The following is a 22693-nucleotide window of genomic DNA, read 5'->3' as shown; positions in this document are numbered from 1 at the left end:
TCGGTGAATCGACCTTGTTAGTCCTTGGTTCGCTTCTTTTCCATTTCCTCGAGGAAGCCGGTTCCAAACTGGATTTCAAAGTTCAGCTGATCAGGCTGGCCATATGACGCGGTCCTTCCGTTGTCCGGGTTGAAGTACTCGCATTTCCAAGTGGACGTTTTCTCGTCGTATTCCAAGTGAACATCGTAGCGCCCGAAGTTTCCCAGCGGGTCGCCCCAATCCTGCTTCGATGTGAGGAGTTGCTGGCGTTCTTCACCTACAATGTCGGTGAGATCGCGCGTTAAATTCTCGCGAAGGGAGTTACCTCGGTCGCGGCTGGCTCGAATCCGATAGACCCATCTCCGCTCGGCCGGATCGGAGGAATCGGCATCGTATCTCGCCCTTTGGCGAAGCTCCGCCGAGGCCTCCTCCCACATGCGGCTTACCACGGTATTCACCTTGGCTTTTTCCTCCTCGGAAAGATTGGTGTGAAACGCCGCGTCGGGCGACAAGCTTCCTCCGACAAGCAGGCGGAAACTGGGCGGACTTGGCGCATTCGTGAGAGCTTCCAGTTGTTCCAGCGCGCTCTGTTTGGATCTCTCGATAGACTCCTGAAGCTCCTTGGCTTCGTCATTGAGCCGCTCTTGTTTGACTGGCTTTGGCTTCTGTTGCTGTGTCACATCCGCATTCGGACGCTCACCTCTGAAGAAGGAAAATCCGAGCGGAAGCAGGACAGCGCATAGGATCATCGCGGGGACGATCCTCCTGATGCTGCACGATTTTTCCGGGGCCACGAATCTCCAGATACCCGGTACGACGAGCGGTTGGCAAGGTGTTCCAAGCGACAGAAACGCCGCCGTGGGTCAAGAAACACCCGGAGCGGCGGCAAATCCCGCGGGCCCCTCTCGACAGCCGCCGGGGGCACTCCTAGTGTCCCGCCGGCATGTGGGAAACGATCACTCATTGGGGCGGCTGGGGAACGGTGGGAACCGGCGCCGCGTGGGTCATCACTTCCTGTCTTTTGATTGCCGGCTTCATTGGCTGCATCATCCCCATCCTGCCAGGGCATCTGATCCTGCTTTTTGCGGCGGTGGCTCACCGGTTGATGCTCGGCCGGGAAGGCTCAGGCATGGAGTGGTGGTCTTTCGTGATCCTGACAGCCCTGATGGCCCTTTCCCAAGCACTCGAATTTGCGGCTGGAGCAGCAGGGACGAAATGGTTCGGCGGTACGAAGTGGGGCGCTTGGGGTGCACTGTTAGGTGGCCTCGTGGGCATGTTCTTCTTTCCCGTAGGCCTCATTGCGGGTCCTCTGATCGGTGCGTTCGTTTTTGAGAAGTGCTTCGCGAAGCAGGAGCTGAAGCCGGCGGCGGTTTCAGGAGTGGGCTCGGTCGTCGGGACCGTGGCAGGGATGGGGATGAAGCTGGTGATCGGGATCGTGATGATCCTCTGGTTCTTCATCGATTGCTTCTGGGTGGGATAAACTCGGGTTATAAACGCTTGAGATTTAAAGTTTGAACATTCCCGCTAGATCCGATATCACGTCAGGCGCTCCCCTCCCAATCCCCCCAAACTTAAACGGAGTTGCATTGCAATCTCGGCCTCCCTCTGCGGAGTCTTCGTGCGCAATCATCGGTCCCCCCCATAAATCCGATGAAAAATGTATTCCAATCTCCCCCGCTTGGAAGCCGCACCCCAGCTGCCAGCGCCTTTCTGGTACCTGAACCATCGCTCTTCAACCTGCGTCGTCACCGACGACGGCCGTAGGTTTTCCTATTCCTCTCTCCAGCAGGAAGTCGATGCGATCAAGGAGGCTCTCACGGCTCCCGTGAAGTCATTGGTATTCGTGATGTGCAGCCAGAGCGTGCCGTCCTTGGCCGCGTATCTTGCCTGTCTTCAGATCGGACATGCCGCGGTCCTCTTGCCGCATGACATGGAGCCGGCGCTGTTAGCCCCGTTGTTGGCGGCCTATCACCCGGATTTCATCTGGTCGCTACGCGAGATCGGGGAAGGTGCATATGGTGATTCCGGCTTTGGCTCTGAAGGATACCGCATGTATCGCCGTGAAGGTGAGGCATCGGAAGTTTCCATCTCCCCGGATCTGGCGCTGATGCTCACGACCTCCGGATCCACCGGCAATCCAAAGATGGTGCGCCTGTCTTATGCGAATCTTCAGGCGAACGCGCGATCGATTGCGGAGTACCTGGAGATCGGGCCCCGCGACAGGCCGGTGACCTCGCTGCCCATGCACTACTCCTATGGGCTCTCCGTGATCAACAGTCACCTGCTGCGCGGGGCGACGCTGATCCAGACTGCGAAAAAAATCCGCAGCCCGGAATTCTGGCAATTTGCCTGGACCTACGGAGCCACCTCGCTTGCCGGAGTTCCCTACGTCTATCAGATCCTCCATGAGATTGGCTTTGAATCGATGGATTTGCCCTCGCTGCGGTCCATGACCCAGGCGGGCGGTTATCTCGATCTCGCCTTGCAGGACCATTTCATCCGCCTCGCGAAGCGGAAGGGCATCCGCTACTATACCATGTACGGCCAGACGGAAGCCACCGCCCGAATTTCCTACGTGCCCAGTCATCGTGCAGAAGAAGGAGCGGGCTCGATCGGCGTTCCGATTCCCGGAGGCAAGTTCGAGATCATCGACGGCGAACTTGTCTACAGTGGTCCGAACGTAATGCTCGGTTATGCGGAAAGCCGCGGGGATCTCTCGAAGGGCGATGAGTTGGGCGGGCGTCTCTTTACCGGCGACATGGCCCGCCTTGGCGACAATGGCTTCTGCTATGTTGTGGGCCGCAAAAAGCGCTTCATCAAGCCGATGGGCCTGCGGATCAATCTGGATGATGTAGAGCGCCAATTGGCCGCCCATCTCCAGAAACGCGTGGTGGTAGTTGGCACCGATTCCTCTCTCCGGGTGATCTCGACCGATTGCAGCGTGGAAGACGCAGCCATCGAATTCATCCGCAACACCTATCACATTTCGAGGAGGCTCTGCAGCTTCTCCGTGATCGATGAGATCCCCGTGATGCCTACCGGAAAGGTGGACTACGGGGCGCTTCATTCCTTCGCCTTTGCCCCGCCCGCAGCTGCGCCGGACGAAGTGATCCACCTCCGGGACGTGGAGATCGTCTCCTTCCCGGGCGAAGACCCCATGGCCCAAGCCGTCTGAATTTCCTGCGTCACCCGACTCCCCGTCGCTTCCTGTTCACCCCTCCCCCTTTCGATGAGCACCCCTCCCGACCTCTTGGTCGCCAGCGATTCCGCCGTCATCAGCCCCGCTCCCGACGTGCGCCCCCTTGCAGAGGCTGCTGTCATCCCTGTCTCCGCGGTCAAACCCAAGGAGCGCTACGTCTACCTGGATGCGATGAAGGGTGTGATGATCCTCTGGGGCATCCCCGTGCATGCCTGTGTGATCAGTCACTCAGCGTTCTTCCACCTCGTGTCGGATATTTCGAACTGCGTGCGCATGGAGGCATTCTTCATGATCTCCGGCTTCCTCTCCTACATGCTGGTGAAGCGCTACGGCGCCTCCACGATCATGCGCAAGCGGGTGATCGCGACCGGCATTCCCCTGCTCACGGTGGTCCTCCTTCTCAATCCGGTCACGAACTGGCTGATCCTGCACTATCAGGTGGACAAGGCTGCCGCACTGACGCCGGAGCTGAAGGTGGTGGCGCCGACGCTCGGGGAATTTTTCACCGGCAAGATTCCGTGGCAGTTCTTCGATGATCGCGCCAAGATCACTTGGAACTGGCACTTGCACATCTGGTTCCTGGCCGTGCTGCTCTGCTTGGCCTCGCTCTCCTCGCCCATCATCCATGCACTGGATCGGACCAAGAAAGCCCTGCGGTCCCTGCCCTCCCGTCTTCCTGATTGGATGATCCTTTCCCTGGCGGCGGCTGCCGCGGTCTTCCTCTGCGTCGTGGCTCGCTTGGGCTACGAGGCTGCGATCAAGCCCTTCACCTCGCCCTCTTTCCATTATCCCCTGCGCATGGTCGGCTATTACTTCGCCTTCTTCGCCTTGGGCATGGCGATGTATTGTTCGCCGCGGCTCCTGAGGATCTTCACCAACTGCCATTGGTTCCAGTTGGCGCTTGCCGGGCTGCTTCTCTGGGCGGCGCGCCTTTGGCAGGCCGGCTTCACGCCGGGAACCCATTCCCTCGCCAAGAAGATCTCCGAAGTCACGGCTCTTTCCGCAGAAGTCTATGTGGCTGTGGCTTTCGTCCCGGTGCTCTTTGCCTTCTTCAAGCGCTTCTGCTCGGGGACCGAGGGAACGATGCGGCTTTCGCCCGGCCATGGGCTGCATCTTCTGGCAAGCGGGGTGATTCTCGCCATCGCTACACGCTTTGGGCACTTGCTGCCTTCCCATGCTCAAACGTGGAGCGAGATTCATGTCGGTCTTCCGGCTTTCGTGGCGGAAATCGGCCTCACCCCCGCGAGATTCTCATCCGGGCTCATGCTCGCCGCACAAGGCTATTTTTTCGTGATGGTCTGCCTCGTGATCTTCGGCCTTTTCGAGCGCTTCATCAAAAAAGCGGGAGCTCCGATGCATTTCGTCGCGGAATCTGCCTTCTGCGTTTATCTCTTCCACTACCTGGTGATCTACCTGAATGCCTTATGGCTGCGCAATTGGGTGGGGATCGACGATGACTTCATGCTTTCGCTCTTGGTCACGCTTTTTACTGCCGGGATCACCATGGGAATCTACGTGGCCGTGGAGCGCTCCGTAATCCTCCGTTGTCTCTTTCTGGGCAAGCTGCCGAAGCGGCAAGCCGGGAAGTAATCACTTGGCCCTTTTCAGCCCGAACTTTCGCGTTTAGCTTCCGCCCGCCGCTCTCCGGGTGATCGCGGCCTTGCTTGCAAGGTCGAGGAAAGTCCGGACACCGCAGGGCAACGTGCCTCTTGAAAAAGGGGGACGGCAGCGTCAAGGCTGCCGGACAGACAGTGCAGCAGAGAGTATACCGCCGATGGCCCGCAAGGGATCAGGTAAGGGTGAAAGGGTGGGGTAAGAGCCCACCGCGTGACGGGTAACCGCCACGGCACGGCAAACCTCGCGTGGTGCAAGACAGAACAGGGGAAGGGTGCCCGCCCGTCGAATCCCCGGGTATTAGTCGCAGTCCGTGCAAGCGGACTCCCGCGCAAGCGGGGAGAGAAATGATCGCCCATCCCTGCAAAGGCAGGGGGGACAGAATCTGGCTTACAGGAGAGCGGCCGCCCTCTTTCTCCGGTTCTGGAAGAATGTGAAGAATGTTGGGGCCGGACCCATCGGGCTAGGCCCGGGAGATCGCTCTGGCTCGGAATTGATGAACTCTGGGGTGATCCTGCCCAGTTGCGGAAGGCGCGCCGGGAGCGCGGTCCTCATCCTCATGGCTCCTCGGGGTCCATCTTTCGTCTTTGTCGCTTCCGCGTGCGCTTCGCCCATGGCTCTTTCGGATGGGGCGCAGGCCTTTCCTCGCGATAGGTCCAAGGGATACGACCGTCGCGAATGAGAACAAGATCGCGGATGAGCCTCCGGATCGGGCCGGGAATGTATTTCTGAATCCATTCCCGTATCCGCGATGCGCTGGAACAGTAGCCTTCCGGTGGAGGAGGCTCGAAAACTATGTCTCGTTTCAGCGGCCCAGCGGCGGAGGAATGATGGAGCTGGCAGGGTTCTGCTTTGCCGTATCAAGGATCTTCGCCAGCGCCGCCACGGTGCCGCCGATGTCGCTCAGGTTTTGCGGCAGGATCATCGTGTTTGTCTGCTTGGCGAGGTTGCCGAACTGCGTCACATACTGCTCCGCGATCCGCAGGTTCACGGCGTCCTTGCCGCCTTCCTGTTGGATGGCTTGAGCAATGCGGATGATCCCCTCGGCCGTGGCGTTCGCGAGCAGCTCGATCTCCCGAGCCTTGCCTTCGGCCTCGTTGATCTGGCTCTGCTTCTTCGCCTCGGACTGCTTGATGACCTCTTGCTTCTGGCCTTCCGCCACGTTGATCTGCGCCTCGCGCTGACCTTCGGAAAGGGCGATCTGGGCACGGCGCTCACGCTCGGCACGCATCTGCTTTTCCAGTGCGTCGGAGACGGATTGCGGCGGCTTGATGTTCGCGATCTCGTAGCGGGTGATCTTCAGGCCCCAAGGCTCTGAGGCCTTGTCGAGCGCGGCGATCACCTCCGCGTTGATCGTGTCACGCTCCTCGAAGGTCTTGTCGAGCTCGAGCTTGCCGATCTCCGAGCGGAGCGTCGTCTGTGCGAGCTGCGAGGCCGCGAAATAATAGTTGTCGATGCCGTAGGAAGCCAGCTTCGGATCGAGCACCTGCATGTAGAGCAGGCCGTCGATCTCGATCGCGATGTTGTCCTTCGTGATACAGAATTGCGGTGGCACATCCATCGCCACTTCCTTCAGCGAGTGCTTGTAGGCGATCCGGTCGATGAAAGGCACCGTGATGTGAAAGCCTGCCTCCAGTGTCTTGTGATACTTGCCAAGCCGCTCGACGATGTAGGCCTGCCGCTGCGGTACGATGCGCGCCGTCTTGATCAGCGCCACTACCAGGAGCACGACGAGGAAGATGACGAGAATGGTGCCGAAGTTGCCGCTGGTGGCAGCGAGCACGGAGTGAGGGAGCGGGATGTTCATGGGAAGATGTACGGGATGAAGCTCAATGGCGCGGGCGGACGTGGAAAGTCAGTCCCTCGCGGCGCTCGATGATCACGGTGGAGCCGGCGGGAATCGCGGCCTCGCTACGGGCCTTCCAATTGGCACCCTTGATCTCCACCTGCCCATCGCCGCCATGACCGGGCAAGGCGGTTACCACCCGGGCCTCGCGACCGGTAAAATCGTCATCGGTCATCCCCGCATTCGAGGAATGCCCCACGAACCATTTCTTCACGTAGCGGCGCAGACCGAAAAGCAGGATCACCGAGCTCACCCCGAAAACCGCCGCCTGAGAGCCAACTCCCGGCGTCCAGCCCGCCCAAGTAGTGACGGAAGTCAGAATGGCTCCGATGCCGAAGAAAACGATGATCACTCCCGGAATGAAGAATTCCACGAGGATCAGGAGGACCCCGGCGAGGAGCCAGAGAGTTTCGGCGTCGAGAGGCATAGGACAAAGGAAGTCCTAACACGGCTTCGTGCATCGTCGAATTACAAAGTGGGTTGAAAGCTCTACCGCGGCCGGCTGGGCGGATAAAGGGAAGTGCCGCCTTGGCGGCTGTCGATTCTTCCCCCACGCTCCGCCCGTGACCACTTGGCAATCGGCCTGCGCCATCATCGACTCCTGCCTCTCCCACGGCATCCGCGAATTCGTCGTCTGCGCGGGAGCGCGGAATGCGGCTCTGGTGGAAATTCTGGCACGGGCCGAGACCGCGGGCGTGGCACGGGTCTGGCGGCATTTCGAGGAACGCAGCGCAGGCTTTTTCGCGCTCGGGCGGACGATGGCCACGGGCGAGCCTTGTGCCGTCGTGACCACCAGCGGCACCGCGGTGGCCGAACTGCTGCCCGCTATGATCGAAGCTTTCTACCAAGGGCGCCCGCTTCTTGCCCTTACGGCTGATCGGCCGGAGCGCTTCCGCGGCACCGGTGCGCCACAGGCGATCTCCCAACCCGGAATCTTTGGCGAGCATGCCGGTAGCGGCGATATTGCCGAATGGCTCCAGCGTTCCCCGTGGCATTGGAACGTGGAATTGGAGGAAGAGTTCCAGCCGGGCGAATGGTCGCCGCCATCGGAAGACAAGTCGCAGCGCATCCCTTTGCCGAATTTTTCCGTTGCCGACCTGTCCCGCTGGCTGCGTGAGGATCTCTATCGCGGACTTGTCGTGATGATCGGTGATCTGGAGCCGGAGGACCAGGAGCACGTCTTCCACTTTTGCCTGGATCTCGGCGTGCCCGTGGCGGTGGAGGCCACCAGCGGACTGCGCGAAGCCTTGGTCGAGATGGCTCTTCCCGATCCCGATCGGATGCTGCGGCAGAATCCTCCGGGCAAGGTATTGCGCATCGGCGGAGTGCCGAGCGGCCGCTTCTGGCGGGATCTCGAAGATCTGCCCGAGACCGAGGTCTACAATATCACCCGCACCGGCCTGCCGGGACTGGCCCGCGAGTGCAAAACTATCACCTCGCCTGTGGGGCGAGTCATGAAGGGGCTCGGCAAGGTTGAGAAGGCGGGCGATGCTCTCGACTACTTCCGGCGTACTTCGCGCCGCGCCTCGGAAATCGAGAACCTCTTGGAGGCCTATCCCGAAAGCGAGCCGGGCATGCTCCGCATCCTCTCTGCCTATGCCTCCACCGGCTCCTCGCTCTACCTCGGCAATAGCCTGCCGATCCGCGAGTGGAATCTCTTTGCCCAGCACGACAAGCCCGTCACCGATGTCCGCGCGAACCGTGGTGCCAATGGCATCGATGGCCAGCTTTCGACCTGGCTCGGCTGGACCGCGGATCTGGAGGACGCCTGGTGCCTCGTCGGTGATCTCACCGCACTCTATGATCTTGCGGCACCCGCTTGGCTCGGCCAGATCGAGACCAAGGGCCGGGTCTTCGTCGTGATCAATAATGGCGGCGGTCAGATCTTCTCCCGACTGCCACGGCTTGAGTCGATGAGCGAGCGTGCCAAGGACCTCATGCTGAATTCCCACGAAGTCCGGCTCGATGGCTGGGCCGCCATGTGGAGCATGGGCTATCTCCGCATCCAGGATGAAAATGGCTTCGACAAACTGGAGCCGGGTGAAGGAGCGCTGCTCGTCGAAGTCCTCCCGAATGCCGGGGAAAGCGCCGCTTTCTGGAAGGCATGGGACAGCCCGCATTAATGCCCAACTCTCCCGTGGCGCCGCTGCGGAAGGCGGCTAGCTTGCGCCAGACATGCCGATTTTCTCGAACCCCTGGATCCAGGACGACGGGCGCTTTCTGGACGTCCTGAAATGGAAATTCGGGCGCGGCCCCCAGGAAGAACCCTCTACCGCCCCGGATACACCGGCACCCTACCAGCGGATGCTTCCACAGCCGGAGCCGGAGCAAGGCTTCCGCGTCACATGGCTCGGGCACTCTTCCTTTCTCATCCAAGGGCAGGGCCTGAACCTGCTGATTGATCCCGTTTTCTCCGAATACTGTGCGCCCCTTCCGATGAAGTCGATGCGGCGCCTGGTTCCTCCGGGCTGCTATTTGTCGGATCTGCCGAAGATCCATGCCGTGTTGTTGAGTCACTCCCACTATGATCATCTGGACCTGGATGCCCTGAGAGCGCTTGGCATGGAGACACCCTTGATCATTGCGGAAGGCCATGCGCGCTGGCTCGCCAAAAAGGGCTTCAAGAATGTCCGCGAACTTGCCTGGTACCAGGACACGGAACTTGCTCCCGGCATTACCGTCACAGCGACTCCCGCGCAGCACTTCACGGCGCGCACCCCTTTTGACCGCAATCATGCACACTGGTGCGGTTGGCTGTTAGATGCCGGTGGTCTGAAACTTTGGCACGCGGGAGACAGCGGTTACTGTCCTGCATTCGAAGAAATCGGAGAGCGCTTCGGGCCCATCGACCTCGGCATGATTCCCATTGGGGCTTATGCGCCGCGTTGGTTCATGAGCTCGATCCACATGGATCCGGAGCAAGCGGTGAAGGTTTTCCAAGAGACCCGCTGCAAGAAGGCGATCGGGATGCACTGGGGCACCTTCCGCCTCACGGACGAGCCGATGGGCGAGCCTCCGCTCAAGCTTCGTGCTGCTCTCGGGGAGGCCGGGATCGATCTCGATTCCTTCGTGGCCGGATCTGTCGGCCAGTCTTGGGAAGTCTACTGATTCTGGTAGGGCACCGGATCGTCCGGCAGCGGCTTGTTCGGATCAGGTAGATCAGGAAGGAAGTCTTCAGCCGGCGGAGTCGTTGCTTCGGCAGCTTCCTTTGTCGCCGTTGCGTGGGCATCCACTTCTTTCTTCCGGGCATCCTTCTCTTCGGCCTGCTTCTTGGCGGCTTCCTCTTTCTTCTTTTTCGCCTTTGCCTTCTTTTCTTCCTCGGTGTCGCCAAAGGCGTCCGCCGAAGCGTCATAAGCCTTCTTTCCGACGTGGGCCGTGCCTTCCACCACGGCCCCGGCTACCTTGAAAGGCACCTTCACCAGCCCGCAGGAGCTGAGAGCGAGTGCGAAGGTCAGGCCTAGGGCAGGGCGAGCGAGCATGGCGGCAGCCTAGCGACCCCGCTCCGGACTGCCAGCGAATCCGCGAGGCCGCTAAAATCGCGATTTTCCTTCGTAGCCCGCGGTCTGCATCCGCTAGAACCCGCAGGAAGTGAAAGGAACGCTCTGGTGTCTCCACGGCGCAGTCGGCATGGCGGCCGATTGGCGCGGCTTATCAGTGCCGGGATGGAGCGTGAAACGCGTGGATCTCTGGCGCTTCCTCGACTGCTGCCCCATGACGATGCCGGAGTTCGGCCTCGCCTTGAACCGCGAGGCGGAGAGCGGAAATCGGGAGACCCCGGGGAAGCGGGTGCTCGTCGCCTATTCCATGGGTGCCCGGCTGGCGCTTCATGCCCTGCTGGAGGGCGGACCTTGGGATGCCGCGGTGCTGATCGGCCCGCACCCTGGCTTGGAGTCGGAAGAAGAGCGGGCAGCCCGGCGCGCCTCGGACGCGGAGTGGGCTAGTCTGGCCCTTTCCGGGAAGTGGGCCGGGTTTCTTCGGAAATGGGAGGACCAGGCCGTCCTCCAGCGGAGTCCGGACGGAGAAGGAGGGATGGCGGATCGTGCCGGCCTGTCCGTCCGACGCCGCGAGGTAGCCCGGAGCTTTATCGATTGGTCGCTCGGCGCGCAGCAGCCCCTTTGGAGCAGGTTGGGGGAGATTTCCTGCCCCGTCCTCTGGGAAGCGGGAGAGTTGGACCCGAAATTCCGGGCGCTCGCCGAGCGGGCCACGCCCTTGATCCCGAATGCTGAACTATGGGTCGCGCCGGGGGCGGGACACCGTCTGCCGTGGGACGGCCCGGCGGCTTTCCGGGAGAAGCTGGGGGAATTTCTTGAGCGGCTGGGGTCCTAGTCCGACACTCCCGCCGCCATGTGGACCACCGTTCGCGAATTCGAGGACATCCGTTATGAAACTACGGATGAAGGGCAGATCGCCAAGATCACGATCAATCGTCCCCAAGTCCGGAATGCCTTCCGGCCGCTGACGGTGAAGGAACTGCTCATCGCCTTTGAAATGGCGCACGAGGATCCGGAGGTCGGCGTCATCATCCTGACCGGCGAGGGTCCGGATGCCTTCTGCTCCGGGGGCGACCAGAAGGTGCGCGGTCACGCAGGCTACATCGGGTCCGATGGGGTGCCGCGTCTCAATGTGCTCGATCTTCAGAAGAAAATCCGCGGCTTGCCGAAGCCTGTCGTTGCGATGGTGGCCGGCTACGCCATTGGCGGCGGCCACGTGCTTCACATCGTGTGCGATCTAACGATCGCCGCGGACAATGCCCGTTTTGGCCAGACCGGCCCGAAGGTCGGCTCCTTCGATGGTGGTCTCGGTTCGAGTTATCTCGCCCGCATCGTGGGTCAGAAGAAGGCGCGCGAGATATGGTATCTCTGCCGCCAGTATGATGCCCAGCAGGCACTAGATATGGGTCTTGTGAATACCGTGGTACCCCTTGCGGAACTCGAGAATGAGACGCTCAAGTGGTGCCGGGAGATGCTCGCTCACTCGCCGCTCGCCCTGCGCTGCCTGAAGTCCGCCCTGAATGCCGATTGCGATGGCCAGATGGGACTGCTTGATCTGGCGGGAAATGCGACCTTGCTCTACTACATGAGCGAGGAAGCGAAGGAGGGGAAACAGGCCTTCATCGAGCGTCGCAAGCCGGACTTCTCGAAGTTCCCGCGGGTTCCTTGAGGCGGCCCTTCAGGAGGGGGGCGACAGCGGGCTTGCATGCCCGTAAAGAATTCGATATCTAATCGATAGCTGTAAAAAGCTCATCTAACCCATGAAATACAACAGTCGCCTCCCAATGTCCTGTGCCGCCTCCATCGTGGCACTCGCATCGCTTAGTTCCATCGCCCTCGCGGGCAAAACTCCGGAACCGGAACCACCGGATCTCCAGTCGCCGCTCCTCGTTGCCTCGGCCACGGGGAATGTCGCTTTGTCCACGGCCCGCATCACGACCCGTGACGTGGGTGATCGTCTCTTCCGCATGCGCGCCGCACTTCGTCCGGTCGAGCAGGTGGTCGAGGAAGTCGCTCCTGCCGCTGGTAGCAAGGGTGGCATCACTACCACCCGAACCATTTCCAGCCTGAACTGCTGGGAAGTCTACGGCTCCTTGTACTACTACACGGAAGAGCAGGATTCCCAGGTCGGATTCTTGCCCGGCATCGTTGGTGGTCCTGCCGGCAGCCTAGTTCTCATTCATCCGGACACGGACCTCGACATCTTCGGCGGCAACGTCGGAATCGAGCGCCACTTCAATGAAAACTGGAGTGCCGGCCTCGCCTTGGGTGGCTCGACCACCGATGTCGACATGACCTTCGCCGGTAGCAGTGACGTCGATACCTTCTCGGTCACGCCGTACATCTCCTACTATCGCGCGGACGCTTTCGGCTCCGTCGACTTCTGGGCGGATGTCATGTATTCGCATGGCTTCCATGAATTCGATATCCAGCGCTTCAATGGCGGTACGCTCGCTGTCGGTTCGCCGGATGCGGATACCGATCAGGTGGAGTTCAACACCGGTCTCAACTTCCAGTCCGGCAATGTGACCCATGGTCCATACGCCGGTCTCCGCTGGATTGATGGCACCGTGGATTCCTACAACGAGATCGGGCCCGGCGGGCTCTCCTTCCCGGAGCAGGATGTCGAGTCGCTCGCAAGCACGCTCGGTTACCAGCTGTCCTTCCCGATCAAGACTTCGGCAGGCATCCTTGTCCCGCAGATCCGCGGTGCTTGGGAGCATGAGTTCGAGGACGACGGAAACGAGATCCTGGGCATTTCCCTGGGGGAACGCGATGAGGACCTTGCCGTCTTCGGCGCGGGAATCGGTTACTATTTCAATAGTGGCTGGAATACCGTGCTCGATTACGAGGGGCGCATCGGCAGCGAAGTCGAAGGCCACTATGTCTCCCTGAAAGTCGGGAAGGAGTTCTAAGCACGGCCCTTCCGTTTTTCCCATGCCCGCCCCGGTGATTGCCGGGGCGGGTTTTTTCTTTGCTTGGCATCGCGGCGGCCCGGGGGCTTGTTCCGGGGCGTGATTGGACCGCTGCTGCTGGCCACCCGGCCGAAGACCCTGCCCGCCGCCATCGTGCCGGTGTGGGCGGGCTGCGTGCTTGCGTGGAAGCTTACCGGCAAGTTCGATCCTATGCTCGCCGCTTGCACCTTCTTCGGGGCAATCTTCATCCAGATCGCGACGAATTTCTTCAACGATGCAATCGACCATGCGAAGGGGGCGGACACCGAGCGCCGCACCGGGCCGAAGCGGGTGACCGCCAGCGGTCTCGTTCCGCGGCGTGTGGTGATGATGGCGGGCGCTGCTTTCCTGGTGCTGGCCACCCTGTGCGGGGTCGTGCTCTATTCCGCGGTCGGCTGGCCGATCCTTGCGATCGGGGTTCCCTCGCTCTACCTGGCCTTTGGCTACACCGGCGGACCATTCCCGCTGGCCTATCGCGGCATGGGAGAACTGTTCGTGATTCTCTTCTTCGGTCTCGTTGCGGTCACGGGCACGGTCTTCATTCAGACGATGCAGTGGCGCCCCGAAGCCTTCCTCCTCGGAGGGCAGATTGGTTTGCTCTCCGCGGTCCTGATTTCGATCAACAACCTCCGGGATCGTGAGGAAGATGCCAGCACCGGTAAGCGCACCCTCGCCGTGCGCTTCGGGCCGAAGCCCGCGCGAATCATGATCTGGATGGAGGTGAAGGCTGCCGCGGTGCTAGGGCTCATATGGTTCCTCTTCGGTCTCCCATGGCTGGTGCTCGCGACCCTGCCTCTATGGTCGCTCGGTCTTCGCATCAGCTGGGGTGCCCTGACCATGCCGGAAGGAAAGGGCATGAATCGCCTGCTCGCGATGTCCGCCTTGCAGCTCGTCGCCTTCGCGGCTCTGTTCCATCTCATCGCCGCGAAACTTTAAAGGGCCATGGTTTCCAAGAGTCTGATCTGGTACTGGCATTACCGGCTGAAGAGCCGGAAGAGCCTCAATGCACGCTCCTCCCGGAAAGAATTCGAAGGCGTGTTGCTGCGTGATGCAGAGGGCGGCTACGCCTGCCTCCACCCGTGGCCGGAGCTTGGCGACCCATCGCTCCAGAAATGCTTGGAAGACCTGATGGGCGCTCGCCGTTGGCCGATTGTCCGGCGCGCCCTGCGCTGCATGGAAATGGATGGTGCCGCGCGATCCCTGCCCGATCCCTTGTTCGAGGACCTGGACATCCCCTTGAGCCACGCCACTTTGCCGTTCCGCGATGAAGCCGCCGTCGCGCAGGCTGTCGAGGCAGGCTTCACCGTGGCGAAGCTCAAGTGCGGCCTCGATCTCGCTGCGGACCGCGCCTTCCTCGACTCGATGGGGGAGAAGTATCCCGCTCTCAAGTGGCGTCTCGATTTCAATGAAACCGGCGATGCCGATGAACTCGCGAAATGGATCACCGCCATGACCGTCGAAACACGGAGCCGGATCGAGTTCCTCGAAGATCCCTGTGAGTTCTCCGGGACCAAATGGCGGGAGCTCTACAAGCAAGGCCGCATTCCTTTGGCCGTGGATCGCGAGGCCGCTCCGAACCTTGCGGAAGCCCAGGTCATGGTGCTGAAGCCGGCGATCGATGAACCATGGCTCCTCGGCGAGGCGGCTATGGAGCGAGGGCAGCGCGTGGTGGTCACCAGCTACATGGATCACCCCTTCGGCCAAGCCTTCGCCGCATGGGAAGCTGGCCGCCTCGCCCTGCAATTCCCCGGCCTCGTCGGCATCTGCGGACTTCAAACCCATCATCTCTTCGAGCCGGACGCCTTCACCGAGGCACTCGGCTCGTGGACGCCCGAGTTCCATGCCCCTCCGGGCAATGGCCTCGGCTTCGATGCCCTCTTGGAGAAGCTGCCATGGAAGCGCGTGCCCTGACCTCGGATACCTTCTGGGAAGTGGATGTCCCCGTAATGATGGGGGCGGATCATCCTGCTCCGGAGGGTATTCCACCGCTCATTTATTTTCAGACATCAGGCAGCACCGGTGTTCCGAAGTGGATCGGCCTCTCGCGCGAGGCACTTCAAGTCTCCGCAAGGACCGTAAATGAACATCTCGGAGTTACCCGGGAGAGCTGCTGGGTGCTTACCTTGCCGCTGCATCACGTTGGCGGTTTTGGTGTCGCGTCGCGCACCTGGCAAGCTGGATGCCGTATGGTGTCCTTCGAAGGAAAGTGGGACCCCTTTCGCTTTGTCCAATGGATCGTAGGGCAAGGCGGGACGCATCTCTCGCTGGTTCCCACCCAAGTCCACGATCTCGCGGCTGCCGGCCTGCGTGCCCCGGCTTCGCTCGAGGCAGTCGTCGTTGGCGGCGGCATCCTCATGGAAGACACGGGACGCGCCGCGCGTGAACTCGGCTGGCCGGTGCTCGCCAGCTACGGCATGACCGAAGCAGGCACGCAGATCGCCACGCAGCGGCTCGAACTACTAGATCAGCCGTATGTCAAAGAGCCGATCGATCTCCTCGCGTGCTGGGAAGCACGAGACGGCAAGACGGGACGCATCGAGATTCGTGGCGATGCGCTGTTTAGCGGAATTCTAAAGCATGGCGGGGATCAATGGAAGTACGAAGCGCGTAGTGGTGACTGGTTTGCCACATCCGACAGCGGTCTCGTCGAAGGCCGCAAGCTGCGTATCACCGGCCGCACCGATGCCCTGGTGAAGATACTCGGCGAATTGGTAGACCCCGTCGCCGTGGAGGCGGCGCTGATCTCGCAAGCAGCCGGCCTTGTCGCGCCGGGACAAGCTGTGGTCGTCGCGATCGAAGATACCCGCGCGGGTAACAAGCTCGTGCTCGCGCATGAAAAATCCGTGAAGCGCGAGCTGTTGGAGCTGGCGCTTGAAGCCTATCATGCGAGCTGTCCCGGCTATTGCAGGATCAAGGACTTGGTTGCCGTCGAAGGGATTCCGAAGAGCCCCTTGGGCAAGCCATTGCGCAAGGAGTTGTCGCGAATCATCGCGCAGGGAAGCATTTGAGATTGCTATTCTGATCGGGGAGGCAATAGTTCAGGAGTCTTGATAAAAAGACTCTTCCATTTGCCGCCGCGTGGCGGTTTGACGGAGCCCGGTGGCGGACCGGTTCTTCGTCCCTCTTGATCCGCCAGGTCTCCCTAACCTAACCCCACCAGCAATGATCCAACGTGCCGAGGACGTCCAAGCCCGCCTGATCGAAATCCAAAGCGGAGCAGGAGCCAGTCGAAGGTCGAACGGATCGGGGAAAAAGGCGCAACCCACGGAATTCGGATTCCGCGCGCCGAATCAAGCGGTGAAGAACTTCGTGCTCGACACGAATGTCTTGCTGCATGACCCCGCCTGTCTCACCCGCTTCACCGACAACCATATCTGCATTCCCGTGGATGTGCTATCCGAGCTCGATCGCTTCAAGACCGAGCAATCGGAGCGCGGCGCAAATGCCCGCAAGGTCCACCGGGTGTTGACCGAAATGTTTTCCTGTGCCCGCAAGGTGACCAGCGGCGTGCCTACCGAAGGAGGCGGCAGCATTCGCCTGGTGATTTATGATCCCACGATCTGCCCGAAGAACTCGGACATGCTTTCCCGCTTCTACCGGATCTTCCCGGACAAGGAGCGCGTGGATCACCGCATCCTCGCCTGCACCCTGCTCTTGATGACCCACAACGAGGCGCCGGTGGTGCTCGTCACGAAGGATCTCAACATGCAGCTCAAGGCCCGCTCGGTGGGTATCGAGTGCCAGGACTATCTCAACGACAAGGTCGATCCTCGCGAGGTTTCGAGCTACGATGTTCGTCGTATTGAAGTGGAGGCCTGCGATCTGCAGCGCTTCGCCAGCTCCGGTGAGATCGCGATCAATCAAGAGCGCTATCCCGATGTGGTGGTGAACCAATACGTCCTCCTTGAAGCTGGCGAAAAGCAGACCATGCCCGCCCGCATGACCTCGGACGGCCGCTTGGTCCGCCTGCAAATCCCGGAAGCCCTCAAGATCCAGGATGGCACCGCACTGAAGCCGATGAACCTCGGCCAGCGCTGCCTGATCGATGCTCTCCTGAATCCGGACATCTCCTTGGTGACCTGCTTCGGTCAGGCCGGCACCGGCAAGACCCTCATCGCGGTCGCCGCCGGCCTGCACGAAATGTTCAATCGCCGCTACAATGGCCTCACCGTCAGCCGCCCGGTCGTCGCCATGGGTGACCAACTCGGCTTCCTGCCCGGCACGCTCGATGAAAAGATGCGCCCTTGGCTGCAGCCGATTCACGATGCGCTTGATCTTCTGATGCGCCCCGCCGCGCCGCTTGGCCCGCGCCGTAAGCAGCAGAAGAAGGAAGGCGCTCCCACAGCCGGCGGACCGGTCAAAAAGCCATGGGAACACCTCATGGAGCAGGGGATCATCGAGGTGGAAGCGCTCTGCTACATCCGCGGCCGCTCGATCCCGAACCGCTTCTTCGTGCTGGATGAAGCCCAGCAGCTCACTCCTCAGGAGGCGAAGACCGTGGTGACCCGCATGTCCCGTGGCTCGAAGCTCGTGCTCGTGGGAGATCCGGCCCAGATCGACAACCCCTACGTCGACAGCCGCAGCAACGGCTTGGTTTACACCCGGAACCGTCTGAAAGGCCTTCCCTTCGTCGCTCACGTATCCCTCAGCCGCGGTGAACGTTCGGAACTTGCCGATGCCGGTGCGCAGTTGATGTAGAATGGCTTCCACGGTCACAGGGCGCGGTGAAATGCCGCGCCCTGATTGACAGCCATCCGGGTCCGTCGTTTACTCCTGCCGATGTTGATGTGGCTCCGCGCTTGCCTGATTTTTGCCTCGGTCCTCCTGTCGGGCTGCGGGATGATCAAGCAGGGCGGGGATAACTGGAAAGCTGCGCTTGCGGCCCAGACTGCCCAGCTCGGTTACCGGAATTGGATCGTGGTCGCAGAGGCCTCGTTCCCGGCCCATAGCCGCCCCGGTGTCCGCCAGATCAATGCCAACGAGGAGATCCCCGTGGTCGTGGATGAAGTCCTGCGCACCCTGGAGCAGACCGAGCACGTCACCCCGCGCATCTACGTCACCCGGGAAATGCGGGTCGTCGAAAACGACTACGCACCGGGCATCGATGAGTTTCGCAAGCAGTTGCAAGGAGCCATCCACGCTCATGAGACCACCGAGCTCGAGCAGCAGTCGCTGATGACCCTGATGGAGGACACCACGAAGAGCTTCGAGGTGCTGGTCATTCGCACCAATACCGCCCTCCCATACACCAGCGTCTTCATGGAACTGCAGCCCGGCTACTGGAATGCCGATTCCGAATCCCGCCTCCGCGATCAGCTCGAACGCCAGCGCATGGAAAAGCTGGCCCGCCCCGTTCCCTGAGTTCAGGCTCCCGCGCAGATGAACAAGAGCGAAGAAATCCGGCTTGAACGGGAATCCGCATGGATCGGAGATGCCGTGTTGGCGCTCTTTGCCCGCAGCTGGGTGTTGCGCGAGCGCGGCTCGATGGACGGCGAGTGGTTCACCCGCCTCACCTCGAATGGCTTCCTGAGTGCTTTCGGTGCCCCGACCGCCGTCGAGGCGAAGATCGGGAAAATCTACCGCGAACAAGGCCTTGAAGCCGCCTTCGCCTTTATGGATGCCGAGTTCATCCCGCTCTTTCGCAAGCAAATGGCGAACCGTTAAACGGTGGCCCCAAAAAGGTCACCACGCATCGAACCTCCCCTCGGTAGGTTCACTGGTGAGAGCTTCTCATATCCTTCCCTCTTGCGAAGCGGAGGCTGATTGATGCTTCCCTCTACAAGGGATGCCGTCCCTTGTTCAGCCTCCCCGCCATCCACAGCGCCACAAACGCAATCACCGCCGAGACACCTGCCAGCATCCACACCCGCGAGTCGTCCCCCGCGTGGAAGCTCCGGTAGATCGCCAGCGGCAAGGTCTCCGTCACCCCGGGGATCAATCCCGCCACCATCATCGTCGCGCCGAATTCTCCCAGCGCCCTCGCAAACCCGAGCACCAGCCCGCCCGCGATCCCGCGTCTCGCCAGGGGAATGCTCACCCGCACGAAGACCTGCCACGGCGTCTTCCCAAGCGTTGCCGCCGCCTCCTCCAAGTGCCGCGGCACCTCCTCGAAGGCCGTGCGGATGCACCGCAGCAAGAGCGGAAATGCCATCACCGCCAGCGCCAGCACCACGGCCTTCCACGTGAAGATCACCTCGAAGCCAGTGCTCTCCAGCAAGCCTGCCAGCGGCCCCTTCTTCCCGAAGAGCTTCAGCAGAAGCAGACCTGTCACCACCGGCGGCAGCACCAGGGGCAACATCACGAAGGTCTCCACCAGAGCCTTCCCCGGCCACTGCTTGCGCGCCAGCACCCAGCCCAGCGCCAGCCCGAAGGGCAGGGAAACCGCCACCGCCAGGGCGGAAACGCCCAGCGTGAAAATGATCAGCCTGATATCCTCCGGACTCATTCAGCCTTCAACCCGAAGCCGCGCGATTTGAAGATGGTGGATGCCTTCTCCGACTTCAGGAACTTTGTGAACCGCTCGGCCTCCGCGGCATGCTTGCTGCCGCTGCACACCGCCACCGGATAGATGATCGGCGGAGCCTCACCTTCCGGTACCGACCACGCCACCTTCACCTTCTTGGAAATTGCTGCGTCCGTCTTGTAAACGATCGCCGCATCGGCATTGCCTGCCTCCACTGCGGCCAAGGCTGCACGCACGTTCTCGCTGCCGATGAATTTCTCCTGCAGCTTCTCCCACAGTCCTGCCTTCGTCAGCCAAGCCTTCGCATAGACACCGGCAGGCACCGCGGCCGGATCCCCGATCGCGATCTTCTTGAGATTCGCCAGGTCCGCGGCGGAGCCCACCTTGGCCTCGGAATCCTCGGGCACCACCACCACCAGCGTGTTGGTCAGCAGCTTTACGGGCTCCTTCACCAGCTTCGCCTTCTCGACCTTCTCCATCGTCGCCTCGTCGGCGGAAACGAAGACATCGATCGGCGCGCCCTCCTCGATCTGCCGGGCCAGCACGTTTGATCCGGCGAAGACCGGCGTGGCCTTGTTTCCGGTCTCTTGCTGATAGGCGGTCGAAATCTCCGTGATCGCCTCGGCCAGGCTGGCGGCGGCGGCCACGCGGATTTCCTCGGCCTGTGCGGCGAGCCCCAGCCCGAGGGCGAGGAAGGACTGGAATATCGTGCGTTTCATGGCGCGGGGATGATGGGACGAGTGAGGATAATCTGTTTGACCTGACGGATCCAGCGCGAGTGGCGCAGGTCATCGCCTGACACCACCATGCGCGATCCTTCGAATTCATCCAGTGCCTTTCCATCCACCTGATCGGCCAGGATGATATTCTGCTTCCGGAAGCTCTCATCCAGTTCGGCCAGGGAAAAGGACACCTGGTAGCCATCCGCTGCGGTCAGTAGCACCACCCGGTTCATTTCCGGCCCGCGGATCGCATTGCCGGCCGGGGCCCCGGCCAGCTTCAGGATCTCGGCGAAGGGCACGCCGGAGAACTTCTTGTCGGTGCCATCGCGCGCCTTGGCCGTGATTTCGGCACGCGGCAGCTTCTGCCACGCGGCGTCGTCGATTTCCTTCCAGGCGCTGCCATCGTGGATGCGGACCACAGGCTCCGCGGCCAGCGGGACCATCAGGCAGACGAGTGCGATTAGAGGGGCGAGTTTAGAATTCATGGCGTACGTCGAAGAAGAAGCTGCGTCCGGGTTCAGGGAACCCTTCGTCCAATTGTTGATTCCGGTCCAAGAGATTGGTCACGCCCAGGCCCAGTGTCACATCGCCGGGGAGTTCGACCTCCGCTTTCACATCCACGCTCGCATAGATGCCCACCCGCTTGCCGGTGCTGCTGACATCGCGGGAGTCCGCCCACACGAAGGCCGGGATCAGGCGGAAATTGTCGAGGATGGTGAATTTCGAAAAGAGCGCGGCCTCATGCTCCGGTGTGCCGATCACATGGATCGCCGGGTTCGTCCGGTTCTCCGCCATGATCCACGCATAGCGCAGGCCGGTCTCGATGCAGTCGCTCCACTTGTTTCCTAGCGCCAGTTCGAAGCCCTTGTGCTCCACCTCGCCCACATTCTGGAGCTGGAAGAGACCCGCGCCACCCGGGGTGAAGGCGACATTGTCCACCCGCTGGATCGCATCATCGATCCGCGAGTAGAATAGCCCCGCTTCCCATTCGAAATTGCCGTCGTTGGCCTTCCCACCGAGACCGAGGTCGATGTGATCCACCGTTTCCGCATCCAGGTTCGGGTTTGGGATCGCCTGGCCGAGCCGGTAGGAATAGCGGTCCTTGATCGTCGGGAAGCGGCTCTTGCGAGCATAGCCCAGATGGCCTTCCAGATTCTCGCTGAACTCATGCTTCCACACGATCTGCGGATTCCATGACGAGGTTTTGCCGCCGTAAATCGGAGCGCCTGTGTTCGTGTCGATCGCTTCGCGCACCTCGCGCCAATCGTGGCTCACGCCCGCCGTGACCGAACTTCCGAAGGGAAAGCTGTACTCGGCTTCCAGTCCCACGGAGGCCGTCTCATCTTCGAAGCTGAACTTCGGCGCGCCGATGTCCATCTGCTCGTGATGATCCCGTTTGTAGTGCACCGCCGCGGCGATACGCGTGTTCTTCAGCGAGCGGTTCTCCAGCGTCGCGGAGGCACCTGCGGTCCAGTCATCGTAGAATGAAGTGAAAGAAGACGGCCGGTTCTGTGAGCTGTAGGTCGCATCATCATAGGCGACCAAGGTGTTCTCATGCCGGTCATAGTGCACCTTCGTCTCCAGCGTGGTGTCCGGATTGATCGCGGTGCGCGTCAGCAGGTAGTAGGTATCCTTGTCCCACTGTGGCCACTTCCAGAAGCGCGCGCGCACGGTCGGATCATAGCCGGTGTAGGGCGGCGTACCCTTCTCCCCGCGCTGGATCCACACCCCCAGCGCATACTCGTCATCCGGTGCGGGCGTCCATGCGATGCGGCCGGAGGCGCGCCAATCCTCGCTCCATGAATTTTCGCGGCGCCCGCCATTCTCCGTCGGACGCGGCACGAAGTCATCGGAAAGCTCGAAGCCGTCCTGCTCCATCCAGGCGAGGTCGAATTGCCAATACCACTTCTCCTCGCGCCCCCCGGCGGAAAGCCCCGCCTCCCAGCCATCCCCGGTGAAAACACCCGCATGCACGTCACCTTCCAGCTTCTCCGTCGGGCGGCGTGTATAGACGTTCACCAAACCCCCGAAGGTATTCGGCCCCGCCAGTACCGGGCTGATGCCCTTGGCCACCTCGATCTCGGCGGCCTCGGGCACCGAGAAACGGCCGAGATCCGCGTAGCCATCGTAGGGGACGTAAACCGGGATTCCATCGATCAGCACCGGCACCTGCCGGAGGTCGAAGCCGCGCACCGTCACCATCGTTTCAGCACGGGCACCCATCCGTTGCAGGCTGATCCCGGGCAAGATGCTCAGCGCTTCGGCGAGGTTGTGGCGTTGCAGGTCCCGCGCTTCCTCGGTCGTCAGCTTCTGGGTCATCTCGGGCTTCATCGCTTCCACCACCAATTCGCCCAGTTCAGGCGTCTCGGCGAAGGTGGCTAGCGGTGCAAGGCAAAGGAGGGGCAAGGCTTTCATCGCCGCCACA

At 61.4% G+C, this 22693-nt stretch carries 22 protein-coding genes and 1 other RNA gene; 15 read left to right on the top strand and 8 right to left on the bottom strand.

Going from position 1 to position 22693, the window contains the following annotated elements:
- Window positions 1–17: 17 nt before the first annotated feature.
- Window positions 18–728, bottom strand: coding sequence for a hypothetical protein (locus tag HHL09_RS08685; RefSeq protein ID WP_169454170.1), 711 nt, complete (start codon window positions 726–728; stop codon window positions 18–20).
- 194 nt (window positions 729–922) lie between these two features.
- Between HHL09_RS08685 and HHL09_RS08680 the strand changes: the two genes are divergently transcribed.
- The 4 genes from HHL09_RS08680 to rnpB all read left to right on the top strand — a co-directional run bounded on the left by HHL09_RS08680 (window position 923) and on the right by rnpB (window position 5201).
- The gene (locus tag HHL09_RS08680; protein ID WP_169454169.1) at window positions 923–1459 is read left to right on the top strand and encodes a DUF456 domain-containing protein; all 537 of its coding nucleotides are present in this window, start codon (window positions 923–925) and stop codon (window positions 1457–1459) included.
- Between the two features lie 177 nt (window positions 1460–1636).
- On the top strand, window positions 1637–3154 hold the full coding sequence (locus tag HHL09_RS08675) for an AMP-binding protein (RefSeq protein ID WP_169454168.1): 1518 nt from the start codon (window positions 1637–1639) through the stop codon (window positions 3152–3154).
- Between the two features lie 54 nt (window positions 3155–3208).
- Window positions 3209–4768, top strand: a complete 1560-nt coding sequence (locus HHL09_RS08670) for an acyltransferase family protein (protein ID WP_169454167.1) — start codon at window positions 3209–3211, stop codon at window positions 4766–4768.
- A 46-nt stretch (window positions 4769–4814) separates the two neighbouring features.
- Window positions 4815–5201: RNase P RNA component class A (gene rnpB, locus HHL09_RS08665), an RNA gene on the top strand.
- 396 nt (window positions 5202–5597) lie between these two features.
- On the opposite strand, the gene HHL09_RS08660 is transcribed toward rnpB, so the two are convergent.
- Entirely contained in the window at window positions 5598–6599 is a 1002-nt protein-coding gene (locus tag HHL09_RS08660; protein ID WP_169454166.1) for an SPFH domain-containing protein, read from the bottom strand.
- Window positions 6600–6621: 22 nt separating this feature from the next.
- Window positions 6622–7065, bottom strand: a complete 444-nt coding sequence (locus tag HHL09_RS08655) for an NfeD family protein (RefSeq protein WP_169454165.1) — start codon at window positions 7063–7065, stop codon at window positions 6622–6624.
- 136 nt (window positions 7066–7201) lie between these two features.
- Between HHL09_RS08655 and HHL09_RS08650 the strand changes: the two genes are divergently transcribed.
- Both HHL09_RS08650 and HHL09_RS08645 read left to right on the top strand, forming a co-directional pair.
- Window positions 7202–8761 carry a thiamine pyrophosphate-binding protein gene (locus HHL09_RS08650; protein WP_169454164.1) on the top strand — a complete coding sequence of 520 codons (1560 nt, stop codon included), beginning with the start codon at window positions 7202–7204 and terminating at the stop codon, window positions 8759–8761.
- A gap of 52 nt (window positions 8762–8813) precedes the next feature.
- Window positions 8814–9746, top strand: a complete 933-nt coding sequence (locus HHL09_RS08645) for an MBL fold metallo-hydrolase (RefSeq protein ID WP_169454163.1) — start codon at window positions 8814–8816, stop codon at window positions 9744–9746.
- On the opposite strand, the gene HHL09_RS08640 is transcribed toward HHL09_RS08645, so the two are convergent.
- On the bottom strand, window positions 9740–10117 hold the full coding sequence (locus HHL09_RS08640) for a DUF6726 family protein (protein ID WP_169454162.1): 378 nt from the start codon (window positions 10115–10117) through the stop codon (window positions 9740–9742). The genes HHL09_RS08645 and HHL09_RS08640 overlap by 7 nt on opposite strands.
- Window positions 10118–10226: 109 nt before the next feature.
- Here HHL09_RS08640 and HHL09_RS08635 point away from each other — a divergent pair, with 109 nt between their 5' ends.
- The 9 genes from HHL09_RS08635 to HHL09_RS08595 all read left to right on the top strand — a co-directional run bounded on the left by HHL09_RS08635 (window position 10227) and on the right by HHL09_RS08595 (window position 18747).
- Entirely contained in the window at window positions 10227–10964 is a 738-nt protein-coding gene (locus tag HHL09_RS08635) for an alpha/beta fold hydrolase (protein WP_169454161.1), read from the top strand.
- 18 nt (window positions 10965–10982) lie between these two features.
- The gene (menB, locus tag HHL09_RS08630; RefSeq protein WP_169454160.1) at window positions 10983–11798 is read left to right on the top strand and encodes a 1,4-dihydroxy-2-naphthoyl-CoA synthase; all 816 of its coding nucleotides are present in this window, start codon (window positions 10983–10985) and stop codon (window positions 11796–11798) included.
- Between the two features lie 91 nt (window positions 11799–11889).
- The gene (locus HHL09_RS08625; RefSeq protein ID WP_169454159.1) at window positions 11890–13044 is read left to right on the top strand and encodes an autotransporter outer membrane beta-barrel domain-containing protein; all 1155 of its coding nucleotides are present in this window, start codon (window positions 11890–11892) and stop codon (window positions 13042–13044) included.
- Between the two features lie 99 nt (window positions 13045–13143).
- A complete protein-coding gene (menA, locus tag HHL09_RS08620) occupies window positions 13144–14019 on the top strand; it encodes a 1,4-dihydroxy-2-naphthoate octaprenyltransferase (protein WP_169454158.1) in 876 nt (291 codons plus the stop codon).
- Between the two features lie 6 nt (window positions 14020–14025).
- A complete protein-coding gene (locus HHL09_RS08615) occupies window positions 14026–14994 on the top strand; it encodes an enolase C-terminal domain-like protein (protein ID WP_169454157.1) in 969 nt (322 codons plus the stop codon).
- The gene (locus HHL09_RS08610) at window positions 14976–16091 is read left to right on the top strand and encodes an AMP-binding protein (protein WP_169454156.1); all 1116 of its coding nucleotides are present in this window, start codon (window positions 14976–14978) and stop codon (window positions 16089–16091) included. Before HHL09_RS08615 ends, HHL09_RS08610 begins: the two co-directional genes overlap by 19 nt.
- Window positions 16092–16245: 154 nt before the next feature.
- On the top strand, window positions 16246–17781 hold the full coding sequence (locus HHL09_RS08605) for a PhoH family protein (protein WP_169454155.1): 1536 nt from the start codon (window positions 16246–16248) through the stop codon (window positions 17779–17781).
- A gap of 81 nt (window positions 17782–17862) precedes the next feature.
- Window positions 17863–18444, top strand: a complete 582-nt coding sequence (locus HHL09_RS08600; protein WP_169454154.1) for an RbsD/FucU domain-containing protein — start codon at window positions 17863–17865, stop codon at window positions 18442–18444.
- A gap of 18 nt (window positions 18445–18462) precedes the next feature.
- On the top strand, window positions 18463–18747 hold the full coding sequence (locus tag HHL09_RS08595) for a ribonuclease III domain-containing protein (protein WP_169454153.1): 285 nt from the start codon (window positions 18463–18465) through the stop codon (window positions 18745–18747).
- Between the two features lie 112 nt (window positions 18748–18859).
- Here the strand turns inward: HHL09_RS08595 and modB are convergent, their stop codons facing one another.
- From modB to HHL09_RS08575, 4 genes are read right to left on the bottom strand one after another with little or no spacing between them, the layout of a single operon-like run.
- A complete protein-coding gene (gene modB, locus HHL09_RS08590) occupies window positions 18860–19528 on the bottom strand; it encodes a molybdate ABC transporter permease subunit (RefSeq protein WP_169454152.1) in 669 nt (222 codons plus the stop codon).
- Complete coding sequence (gene modA, locus HHL09_RS08585; protein ID WP_169454151.1) at window positions 19525–20265, bottom strand: molybdate ABC transporter substrate-binding protein; 741 nt, start codon at window positions 20263–20265, stop codon at window positions 19525–19527. Before modA ends, modB begins: the two co-directional genes overlap by 4 nt.
- Window positions 20262–20753, bottom strand: coding sequence for a molybdopterin-dependent oxidoreductase (locus tag HHL09_RS08580; RefSeq protein ID WP_169454150.1), 492 nt, complete (start codon window positions 20751–20753; stop codon window positions 20262–20264). The genes modA and HHL09_RS08580 overlap by 4 nt, the downstream gene beginning before the upstream one ends.
- Window positions 20743–22683 (bottom strand): TonB-dependent receptor plug domain-containing protein, encoded by a 1941-nt coding sequence (locus tag HHL09_RS08575; protein WP_169454149.1) that lies wholly within the window; start codon window positions 22681–22683, stop codon window positions 20743–20745. Before HHL09_RS08575 ends, HHL09_RS08580 begins: the two co-directional genes overlap by 11 nt.
- Window positions 22684–22693 lie beyond the last annotated feature (10 nt).

This window comes from Luteolibacter luteus, from assembly GCF_012913485.1.
GTDB classification, from domain to species: Bacteria; Verrucomicrobiota; Verrucomicrobiia; order Verrucomicrobiales; family Akkermansiaceae; genus Haloferula; species Haloferula lutea.
This window is presented reverse-complemented; position numbering and strand designations above follow the sequence as displayed.